Below are 8,986 nucleotides of genomic sequence, written 5' to 3'. Positions count from 1 at the left end.
GGTGGCGAGGGCCTGTTCCACGACGGTCGGCGAGATGAAGTGGATGTGGGTGTCGACGGCGCCGGCGGTGACGATCCGGCCGTTGCCGACGACGATCTCGGTCTCGGGGCCGATGACGAGGCCGGGGTGGACGCCGTCCATGGTGTCGGGGTTGCCGGCCTTGCCGATGCCGGTGATCCGGCCGTCACGGATGCCGATGTCGGCCTTGACGACACCCCAGTGGTCGATGATCACGGCACCGGTGATCACGGTGTCCGGGGCGCCTTCGGCGCGGGTGGTGCGGGCCTGCCCCATGGACTCGCGGATCACCTTGCCGCCGCCGAAGACGGCCTCCTCGCCGGCCCGGCCGGGGCCGCCGGAGCGGTCCTCCTCGATCTCCACGAGCAGATCGGTGTCGGCCAGCCGGATGCGGTCGCCGGTGGTGGGCCCGAACAGGTCGGCGTAGACGGCGCGGTGCAGTTCAGGCACGGTCGGCTCCCTGGGGGTCGGCGCTTCCGGCGGTGGTGCCCTCGGGAGCCGGGGCGGTGGCCGCGGCCGTCGAGTCGTACGGGTCCGGGCCGAGGGGGCCGGCGACGGCGCCGCGCAGGCCGGGGACGATCCGGCGGCCCGCGATCGGGACGAGTTCGACCTCGACGGGGATGCCGGGTTCGAAGCGCACGGCGGTGCCGGCGGCGATGTGGAGCCGCCGGCCGCGGGCGGCGGCGCGGTCGAAGTCGAGGCCGGGGTTGACCTCGGCGAAGTGGTAGTGGGAGCCGACCTGGACGGGCCGGTCGGCGGCGTTGAGGACGGTGAGACGCGTGACGGGGCGCCCCTCGTTGAGGGGAACGGGACCGTCTGCGTACAGGATCTCTCCGGGGATCATCGGCGGCGCGTCCCGTTCAGACGATGGGGTCGTGGACGGTGACGAGCTTGGTGCCGTCCGGGAAGGTGGCCTCGACCTGGACGTCGTGGATCATCTCCGGGACGCCCTCCATGACCTCGTCGCGGGTGAGCACCTTGCGGCCGGACGCCATGAGTTCGGCGACGGTCCGGCCGTCGCGGGCGCCCTCCAGGACGTGGGCGGTGATGAGCGCGACGCACTCGGGGTGATTGAGCCGCAGGCCCCGGGCCCGGCGCTTCTCCGCCACATCGGCGGCGACATGGATGAGCAGGCGTTCCTGCTCGTGCGGGCTCAGCTGCACTCTTCCACCTCACAGTCGTCCACCGGGCGGGCACCCGGACCGCTGCGGACCCTACGACGCTCAACACTCTGTTGAGCTGCGCGGATGCGCCGCACGGCGAGACATTGCACGTTAGGGCGGAAGTTTTTCCGGCTCGTTAACTCCGGCTTTGCGTTTTCATGATCATCCGAGCGGGTCCCGCGTCAGGGAGCGCCCGGGTCGCGGTGGTGGGCGGCGATGCCGAAACGGCGCTGTTCACCCGGAGCGGAGTCCTGCGGGGCGAGGCGCGAGACGGTGCTGGTGATCCGCTCCTCCGTCTCCTCCGCCTCCTCGGGGGCCGCCTCCGATCCCGCAAGGCCTTCCAGCTTCTCCAGGTCCGCCGCGGAGACCAGGGCGACGAGCGGCTTCCCGTGGCGGGTGACGACGACGCGCTCCGCGCCGTAGACGACGCGGTTGATCAGGTCGGCGAGTTCGGCTCGCGCTTGCGTCACCGGGATCTCGTAGGTCATGCTCCTCATCTTACGGTCTGTACGTCCTGTACATTTTTTACATGGAGGTGTCAGTCATGGACGCACGTCACGTCCTTCCCGAGTTCACGGAGCGGACCGGCCACGGGAGCCGCACCCTCGATCCGTACTCCAAGCTCCTCGACGCCCGGATCGTCTTCCTCGGCACAGCCGTGGACGAGACGGCGGCGGGGGACGTCATCGCGCAGCTCCTCCTCCTCGACCACCAGGCACCGGGTCGGGACATCGCGCTGTACATCAACAGCCCCGGCGGCGACCTCGACGCCATGACCGCGATCCACGACACCATGGGGTCGCTGGCTAGCGACGTCGAGACGACCTGCCTGGGACAGGCCACGGCCGCCGCGGCGGTGCTCCTCGCGGCCGGCGCGCCCGGCAAGCGGATGATGCTGCCCGGCGCCCGCGTCACCCTCCAGCAGCCGTCCCTCGACGAGCCGTTGCGGGGGCAGCTCGGCGATCTCGACCTCCACGCCCGCGAACTCCTGCGGCTGCGGGCCCTGATGGCCGGCCTGCTCGCCGGTCACACCGGGCAGCCCCGTGAGCGGATCGACGCCGACCTCGACCGGCCCACCGTCCTCGACGCGCCGGCGGCGCTGGCCTACGGACTGGTGGACCACGTCCTGACGACCCGGCCGGGCTCCGCCGGCGGATCCGGCAGGTGAGGCGGCCGTGGTCCCCGAGCTGCCGCCGCTGCCCGCGCTGACCCGCGCGGAAGGCGAGTTCATCGACGCGTACCTCGAAGTCGTGGACCTCCTCGGGCGGATCAACCCGTCCCGGGGGACGCACACCTACAGCGCCCTGCGCGCCGCGCAGGCCCTGGTGGGCCGGGCGCGGGCGCTCCGCGAGGCCCTGACGCTCATGCACATCCGGGGCGAGAGCGAGGTGCACGCGGGCACCCTGTCGGAGGCCCTGCGCGTGCTGGACGGAGAGCGCCGGGCGGACCGCGTCACTCTGCCCCGGCGACCCGTCAGTTGACATTCCCGCGTGTCGTGTCGAGCCCCGGACGGCCCACGCGAACCATGGAAATGCTCCCTCGTTCGGCGTAGTCGACGTATCGACATGAGGAGGGGGTGACTTGCACAACGGGTGTACGCATCTGGCGGAATGGGGCGTTCCACCCCTGGTGCGGGGCCCGTTGGCCAAACCTACGACGATCACGAAACCCGCTTGTCCACCCGTATGGATCAGTCGTGAGGAGCCTCACAAATCGTCGTTTCCGCTCGGTTTTCGGCCCTGTCGTGGGTCAAGATCCCTGACGACGACAAGCCCCCGCCACCGCGGCGGGGCGGTCCGGGCGGACGCCGAGTCCTGCCGCTGTCCCGGACGCCTGGTCGACAGGAGTGGATCGGCAGGAGTGGAGGACCCGAGCAGTACGGGACGTGCGCGCCGCATACCGCGACGCGACCGGCCCTCGGGGTGAAGCCGCAGCCGCGGCCGGGCATCTTCGCCTGCCCGAACCCGACAGGTCATCCTTCACAGGCGGCTGACGAAGGGTTGCGCATGACTGCGCAGATGCATGTCCCGTCCCTGCTGTCCCGGGCCGGAGCCGTCTCGGCTCTCACCCTCGCCGCCGTCGGCGGCACGCTCGCCGCGCCGGGTGCGGCGCCGGAGGCCCAGGCGGCCACGGCGCACGCGAGCAAGGCACTGAGCGTCGCGGTGGCCAAGAAGGGGGCGCCCTACAAGTACGGGGCCGTCGGACCGAACCGGTTCGACTGCTCAGGACTGACGCTCTACGCCTACAAGCAGGCGGGCAAGACGCTGCCCCGCACCGCGCAGCAGCAGTACAACAAGACCCGGCACATCTCCGCCTCCAGCCGGCAGAAGGGGGACCTGGTCTTCTTCCACTCGGGTGGAAGGGTCTACCACGTGGGCATCTACGCCGGGAGCGGCAAGATCTGGCACTCCCCCAAGACGGGCTCCTGGGTGAAGCTCGACAAGATCTGGACCTCGAAGGTCCTCTACGGCCGGGTCCGCTGACCCGGCTCCGCCTCCGGCCGCCGTCCCGCCCGGGCGGCCCGTCCCCGCCCGGGCGTACAGGCAGCCGGGGTTCGGGGCCGGCGCCGGCCCCACGAGGCAGTCGGGCGGGACCCGGCCGGAAGACCGTGGTCGGCGAGCGGACGGTGGTCACCCCCCGGTGGCCCCCGTCGCCCGGGGGGTGCGCCGCCGAGGACGGGGGCCCGCCGGCCGGCGGGGTCAACGGCGGGCCCCCGGGCACGGCGGCGGACGGACGCGGCTCGGACGAGTCCGAAGGCGCCGGCGCCGATCGCGCGGGGCCTGAAGCGTCGGCGATCCGGCCCCTGAGGCCGGTCCTCAGGTGCCGGACGGGCTTCCCCGGCCCGCCGGGCGGCACGCGGGTTCCCGGCCCGTAGGGCCGAGCGCACGACCGAATGCGCCGCACCGGCCGGTGGGCCCACCGCGGCCGCCGGACCGGAGCACGAGCACTGACCGGACGAGTCCTGACGCGTCGGCACGGCCCTGATGCCGGCCCTCGGGACCCCGGACAGGTTCCCCGGCCGGACACGGCCCCGGGCGACGCCCACGGTCGCCGCACCGGCCGGTGGGACCGAAGGGCAGCGCCCGGCCCCGGGCGCGCGTACGCCCTGCCCCGCACCCTCAGGCCGGTACCGGGGCCGCCGTCCACGGCATGGTGATCGCGACCGTCTTGCCGCCGTCGGCGGTCGGGGTCACGGAGAGGCGGCCGCCGGCCTCCGCCGCGAGGACGCGGATGATGCCCATGCCCCGGCCGTTGTCCTGCTGGACGGCGGCCGGCAGGCGGCGCGGCCGGCGCGGGTGGCTGTCGGTGACGCCGACGACCAGCCGCTCCTCTCGTTCGAGGCGGAGGCCCACGGTGAAGGTCGGCGACAGCCCGAAGGTGTGCTGCACGGCGTTGGTCGCCAGCTCGGAGACGATCAGCCGGATCGCGTCCACCGCCTCCGTCGCCCCGTCCAGGCCCCACGCCGCCAGGACCTCCACGGCATGGCGCCGGGCCCTGGGCACCGAGGCGGGTTCGCTCGGCAGCGTGACGGATGCTTCCAGGTGATCGGTCATGGCGACGCTGTCCCTTTCCCGCCGGGGCGGCCGGCCGCCCCGGATCGCGCTTCCGCGCCAGAGTGCCACCGATCCCACCGCCCCGGGCGGCGTTCTCCCGGGAGAGGGGCCCATCTGTCGCTCGAAGCGGTGAACCGCCATGACCTGCCGTAACCCCGGCCCCCTCGGGGAGGCCGAACGGTTCAGGCCCCTTCCGGGGCCGTCCGCAGAACGGTGCCGACCGCGCGCTCGACGTCGGCGGCGGACAGGTCGGCGCGGGCGGTGAGCCGCAGCCGCGAGATGCCGTCCGGAACGGACGGCGGCCGGAAGCAGCCCACCCCCAGGCCGAGTTCACGGCAGTCGGCGGCCCAGCGCAGCGCCGCCTCCGGGGAGGGCGCGCGGACGGAGACGACCGCCGCGTCCGGCCGGGCGGCGGTCAGCCCCGCCCCGGTGAGCCGGCGGTGCAGGGTGGCGGCGACGGTACGGGCCTGTTCCGCGAGCCGGGGGGTGGCCTCGATCAGCCGGAGCGCCGCGAGCGCTCCCGCCGTGGCGGCCGGCGCGAGCCCGGTGTCGAAGATGAAGGTGCGGGCCGCGTTCACCAGGTGCTCGATCACCCGCGCGGGGCCGAGGACGGCGCCGCCCTGGCTGCCGAGGGACTTGGAGAGGGTGAGGGTGGCCACCACGTCCGCGTCCCCGGCGAGTCCCGCCTCGTGGAGCGCGCCCCGGCCGCCGTCGCCGAGCACGCCGAAGCCGTGGGCGTCGTCCACGACGAGTCCGGCGCCGTGGGCCCGGCAGGCCTCGGCGAGCGCGGTGAGCGGGGCCTTGTCGCCGTCGACGGAGAAGACGGAGTCGCTGACGACGAGGGCCCGCCGCCCGGCATGCGCCTCCAGGGTCTTCCGTACGGCCTCGGGGTCGGCGTGCGGGACCACGGCCGTCTCCGCGCGGGCGAGCCGGCAGCCGTCCACGATCGAGGCGTGGTTGGCGGCGTCGGAGACGACGAGCGAGTCCCGGCCGCCGAGCGCGGTGAGCGCGGCCAGGTTGGCGGTGTATCCGGAGGAGAAGACGAGGGCCGCCTCGAAGCCGCAGAAGGCGGCGAGTTCGCGCTCCAGGCGGGTGTGGAGGGCGGTGGTGCCGGTGACGAGCCGGGAGCCGGTGGAGCCGGCGCCCCAGCGGCGGGCGGCGTCGGCGGCGGCCGCGGTGACCTCCGGGTGGCGGGTCAGCCCGAGGTAGTCGTTGCCCGCCAGGTCGAGGAGGTCCGTCACCGCCTCGCGGGGCCGCAGCGTACGGACGAGGCCCGCCTGTGCGCGGCGTCGCGCCTCGGCCTCGGTCCAGTCGAACGCGGTACGGCGCGGGCCCGCGGCCCGCGTCTCGTCGGCCTGTGGCATGCGACGTTCCTTTTGTAGGCAGCGGACAGACCATAGCCGCAGGACGGCGGGGCCGGGATGTGGTCATACACACACCTCGAACGGCGTCGTTTGTTCGGATCCTCCTTGGCCGCGGGGTGCGCCGTAGGCGAGGATCAGCGGTTATGGACCTGCTGAACACGCTGGTGGAGAAGGGGCTGCGGCGCGAGCTGCCGACCCGTGAAGAAGCGCTCGCCGTCCTGGCGACCTCCGACGACGAACTGCTCGATGTGGTGGCCGCGGCCGGCAAGGTGCGCCGCCAGTGGTTCGGGCGGCGGGTGAAGCTCAACTACCTGGTCAACCTGAAGTCGGGCCTCTGCCCCGAGGACTGCTCGTACTGTTCGCAGCGGCTGGGCTCCAAGGCCGAGATCCTCAAGTACACCTGGCTGAAGCCCGACGAGGCGTCCCAGGCGGCCGCGGCCGGTGTGGCGGGCGGCGCCAAGCGGGTCTGCCTGGTGGCGAGCGGGCGCGGGCCGACGGACCGTGACGTCGAGCGGGTCGGGAGGACCATCGAGGCGATCAAGGAGCAGAACGAGGGCGTCGAGGTCTGCGCCTGTCTCGGTCTGCTCTCCGACGGCCAGGCGGAGCGGCTGCGGGAGGCCGGCGCCGACGCGTACAACCACAACCTGAACACCTCCGAGGGCACCTACGGGGAGATCACCACCACCCACACCTACGCGGACCGGGTGGACACCGTGCAGAAGGCGCACGCCGCCGGCCTCTCGGCCTGCTCCGGCCTGATCGCGGGCATGGGCGAGACGGACGAGGACCTGGTCGACGTGGTGTACGCGCTGCGCGAGCTGGGCTCGGACTCGGTCCCGGTCAACTTCCTCATCCCCTTCGAGGGCACGCCGCTGGCCAAGGAGTGGAACCTCACCCCGCAGCGCTGTCTGCGGATCCTCGCGATGGTGCGGTTCGTCTGCCCGGACGTCGAGGTCCGCATCGCGGGCGGCCGCGAGGTGCACCTGCGCTCGATGCAGCCGCTGGCCCTGAACATCGCGAACTCGATCTTCCTCGGTGACTACCTGACGAGCGAGGGCCAGGCCGGCAAGGCCGACCTGGAGATGATCGCCGACGCGGGCTTCGTCGTGGAGGGCACGGACACGCCGACCCTGCCGCGGCACCGGGCGGACGCCGTCGAGGCGGCCGCCGCGGCGCCGGCCGGCTGCGGTTCGCACGCCGCGGCCGGCTGCGGCTCGCACGCCGGGGAGGGCGGCGGCTGCGGCCCCTGCGGCGGGCACACGGTCCCGGAGGCTCCGGCGGTCACGGAGGCCCGCACGGACCTCGTCGCGGTACGCCGCCGGGGCGCCGGCACGGACCTGGCCCCGAACGCCTGAAGGTCACGATGCGCACCGACGAACTGATCGCCCTGGACCGGGCGCACGTCTGGCATCCGTACGGCCCCATGCCGGGCCGCACCGATCCGCTGGTCGTCGCGTCCGCGTCCGGGGTGCGCCTCACCCTCGCCGAACCGGCCGAGGGGCACGCGGAGTTGATCGACGGCATGTCCTCGTGGTGGTCGGCCGTGCACGGCTACAACCACCCGGTGCTCAACGAGGCGGCGCGCGGGCAGCTGGACCGCATGAGCCACGTCATGTTCGGCGGGCTCACCCATGAACCGGCCGTCCGGCTCGCCGCCCGGCTCGTGGAGATCACCCCGGAGCCGCTGCGGCACGTCTTCCTCAGCGACTCGGGCTCGGTCGCCGTCGAGGTCGCGGCCAAGATGTGCCTCCAGTACTGGCGCTCGCTCGGGCGCCCCGGCAAGCAGCGGCTGCTCACCTGGCGTGGCGGCTACCACGGGGACACCTGGCAGCCGATGTCGGTGTGCGACCCGCGCGGCGGCATGCACGAGCTGTGGACCGGCGTCCTCCAGCGGCAGGTGTTCGTGGACGCGCCGCCGGCCGCGTACGAGGAGTCGTACGCCGAGCTGCTGCGGACGGAGATCGCCCGGCACGCGGACGAGCTGGCCGCCGTGATCGTGGAGCCGGTCGTGCAGGGCGCGGGCGGGATGCGTTTTCACGACCCGGGCTACCTGCGGGTGCTGCGCGAGGCCTGCGACGAGCACGACGTACTGCTGGTCTTCGACGAGATCGCGACCGGCTTCGGCCGGACGGGCACCCTGTTCGCGGCGGACCAGGCGGCCGTCTCCCCCGATGTGATGTGCCTGGGCAAGGCGCTGACCGGCGGTTATCTGTCGATGGCGGCGACGCTGTGCACGAGCCGGGTGGCCGACGGGATCTCGCGGGGCGAGGTGCCGGTGCTGGCGCACGGTCCGACGTTCATGGGCAACCCGCTGGCGTCCGCGGTGGCCTGCGCCTCCATCGACCTGCTGCTCTCGCGGGACTGGACGGTCGAGGTGAAGCGGATCGAGGCCGGGCTCCGTGCGGGGCTGGCCGCCGCCGCGGAACTGCCGGGCGTACGCGAGGTGCGGGTGCTCGGCGCGATCGGCGTCGTCCAGCTCGACCACGAGGTCGACATGGCCGCGGCGACCCGGGCGGCGGTGCGGGAGGGCGTGTGGCTGCGCCCGTTCCGCGACCTGATCTACACGATGCCGCCGTACGTGACGGACGACGAGGACCTGGCCCGGATCTGCGCGGCGGTACGGGCGGCCGCGGCCGCCGGCTGACGGCCTGCCCGCGCGCCGGCGCCGTTCCCGCCCGGGAGCGGCGCCGGCGCGGGACTTCCGCCCGTGTCCGCCCGTCCGGCGGGGTGCCCGAGGCCGGCGAGCCGCCCGGTGGCCCCCGTCCGCCCGTACGACGCCGGGGGCCTGCCCCGCTCTCCGGCCCGCGCCCGGAGCCGTACGACGGCCCCGCGCACAGGCCTCTCACGGCCCGGCACCGCCGGGTCTCCCCGCAGGAAGGAACAGCAT

The 8,986-nt window shown here is 73.8% G+C and carries 10 protein-coding genes, 1 pseudogene and 1 riboswitch; of the genes and pseudogenes, 5 read left to right on the top strand and 6 right to left on the bottom strand.

Annotated features, from left to right (window positions below; all coding sequences use genetic code 11):
• The 4 genes and pseudogenes from ureC to RIF68_RS17175 form a co-directional block, all read right to left on the bottom strand.
• A pseudogene (ureC, locus tag RIF68_RS17190) lies at positions 1-468 on the bottom strand (urease subunit alpha); the annotation flags it as partial.
• Positions 461-862 carry an urease subunit beta gene (locus RIF68_RS17185; RefSeq protein WP_309052150.1) on the bottom strand — a complete coding sequence of 134 codons (402 nt, stop codon included), beginning with the start codon at positions 860-862 and terminating at the stop codon, positions 461-463. The gene RIF68_RS17185 and the pseudogene ureC, both read right to left, overlap by 8 nt.
• Positions 863-878: 16 nt before the next feature.
• Positions 879-1,181 (bottom strand): urease subunit gamma, encoded by a 303-nt coding sequence (locus tag RIF68_RS17180; protein ID WP_309052149.1) that lies wholly within the window; start codon positions 1,179-1,181, stop codon positions 879-881.
• A gap of 182 nt (positions 1,182-1,363) precedes the next feature.
• The gene (locus RIF68_RS17175) at positions 1,364-1,669 is read right to left on the bottom strand and encodes a type II toxin-antitoxin system Phd/YefM family antitoxin (protein WP_309052148.1); all 306 of its coding nucleotides are present in this window, start codon (positions 1,667-1,669) and stop codon (positions 1,364-1,366) included.
• A gap of 56 nt (positions 1,670-1,725) precedes the next feature.
• Here RIF68_RS17175 and RIF68_RS17170 point away from each other — a divergent pair, with 56 nt between their 5' ends.
• The 3 genes from RIF68_RS17170 (at position 1,726) to RIF68_RS17160 (ending at position 3,664) form a co-directional block, all read left to right on the top strand.
• The gene (locus tag RIF68_RS17170; RefSeq protein ID WP_309052147.1) at positions 1,726-2,349 is read left to right on the top strand and encodes an ATP-dependent Clp protease proteolytic subunit; all 624 of its coding nucleotides are present in this window, start codon (positions 1,726-1,728) and stop codon (positions 2,347-2,349) included.
• Between the two features lie 7 nt (positions 2,350-2,356).
• Positions 2,357-2,662: a hypothetical protein gene (locus tag RIF68_RS17165; RefSeq protein WP_309052146.1), complete on the top strand. Its 306-nt coding sequence runs from the start codon at positions 2,357-2,359 to the stop codon at positions 2,660-2,662.
• Positions 2,663-3,001: 339 nt separating this feature from the next.
• Positions 3,002-3,184: riboswitch (cyclic di-AMP (ydaO/yuaA leader) on the top strand.
• Positions 3,185-3,187: 3 nt separating this feature from the next.
• The gene (locus tag RIF68_RS17160; RefSeq protein WP_309052145.1) at positions 3,188-3,664 is read left to right on the top strand and encodes a C40 family peptidase; all 477 of its coding nucleotides are present in this window, start codon (positions 3,188-3,190) and stop codon (positions 3,662-3,664) included.
• Positions 3,665-4,300: 636 nt separating this feature from the next.
• On the opposite strand, the gene RIF68_RS17155 is transcribed toward RIF68_RS17160, so the two are convergent.
• Together RIF68_RS17155 and RIF68_RS17150 are read right to left on the bottom strand one after the other, a co-directional pair.
• Positions 4,301-4,735 (bottom strand): ATP-binding protein, encoded by a 435-nt coding sequence (locus RIF68_RS17155; RefSeq protein ID WP_309052144.1) that lies wholly within the window; start codon positions 4,733-4,735, stop codon positions 4,301-4,303.
• A gap of 182 nt (positions 4,736-4,917) precedes the next feature.
• Positions 4,918-6,099, bottom strand: coding sequence for an 8-amino-7-oxononanoate synthase (locus RIF68_RS17150; protein WP_309052143.1), 1,182 nt, complete (start codon positions 6,097-6,099; stop codon positions 4,918-4,920).
• 143 nt (positions 6,100-6,242) lie between these two features.
• Between RIF68_RS17150 and bioB the strand changes: the two genes are divergently transcribed.
• Both bioB and RIF68_RS17140 read left to right on the top strand, forming a co-directional pair.
• The gene (gene bioB / locus RIF68_RS17145; protein ID WP_309052142.1) at positions 6,243-7,454 is read left to right on the top strand and encodes a biotin synthase BioB; all 1,212 of its coding nucleotides are present in this window, start codon (positions 6,243-6,245) and stop codon (positions 7,452-7,454) included.
• Positions 7,455-7,462: 8 nt separating this feature from the next.
• The gene (locus tag RIF68_RS17140) at positions 7,463-8,743 is read left to right on the top strand and encodes an adenosylmethionine--8-amino-7-oxononanoate transaminase (RefSeq protein ID WP_309052141.1); all 1,281 of its coding nucleotides are present in this window, start codon (positions 7,463-7,465) and stop codon (positions 8,741-8,743) included.
• Positions 8,744-8,986 lie beyond the last annotated feature (243 nt).

It is taken from the genome of Streptomyces sp. (assembly GCF_031178505.1).
In the GTDB taxonomy this organism is placed as follows: Bacteria; Actinomycetota; Actinomycetes; order Streptomycetales; family Streptomycetaceae; genus Streptomyces; species Streptomyces gulbargensis.
This window is presented reverse-complemented; position numbering and strand designations above follow the sequence as displayed.

Excerpts from the sequence above, each read along its gene's own strand:
- RIF68_RS17185 (WP_309052150.1), bottom strand. The coding sequence starts at position 862 with ATGATCCCCGGAGAGATCCTGTACGCAGACGGTCCCGTTCCCCTCAAC.
- RIF68_RS17175 (WP_309052148.1), bottom strand. The coding sequence starts at position 1,669 with ATGACCTACGAGATCCCGGTGACGCAAGCGCGAGCCGAACTCGCCGAC.
- RIF68_RS17170 (WP_309052147.1), top strand. The coding sequence starts at position 1,726 with ATGGACGCACGTCACGTCCTTCCCGAGTTCACGGAGCGGACCGGCCAC.
- RIF68_RS17160 (WP_309052145.1), top strand. The coding sequence starts at position 3,188 with ATGACTGCGCAGATGCATGTCCCGTCCCTGCTGTCCCGGGCCGGAGCC.
- RIF68_RS17155 (WP_309052144.1), bottom strand. The coding sequence starts at position 4,735 with ATGACCGATCACCTGGAAGCATCCGTCACGCTGCCGAGCGAACCCGCC.
- RIF68_RS17150 (WP_309052143.1), bottom strand. The coding sequence starts at position 6,099 with ATGCCACAGGCCGACGAGACGCGGGCCGCGGGCCCGCGCCGTACCGCG.
- bioB (WP_309052142.1), top strand. The coding sequence starts at position 6,243 with ATGGACCTGCTGAACACGCTGGTGGAGAAGGGGCTGCGGCGCGAGCTG.
- RIF68_RS17140 (WP_309052141.1), top strand. The coding sequence starts at position 7,463 with ATGCGCACCGACGAACTGATCGCCCTGGACCGGGCGCACGTCTGGCAT.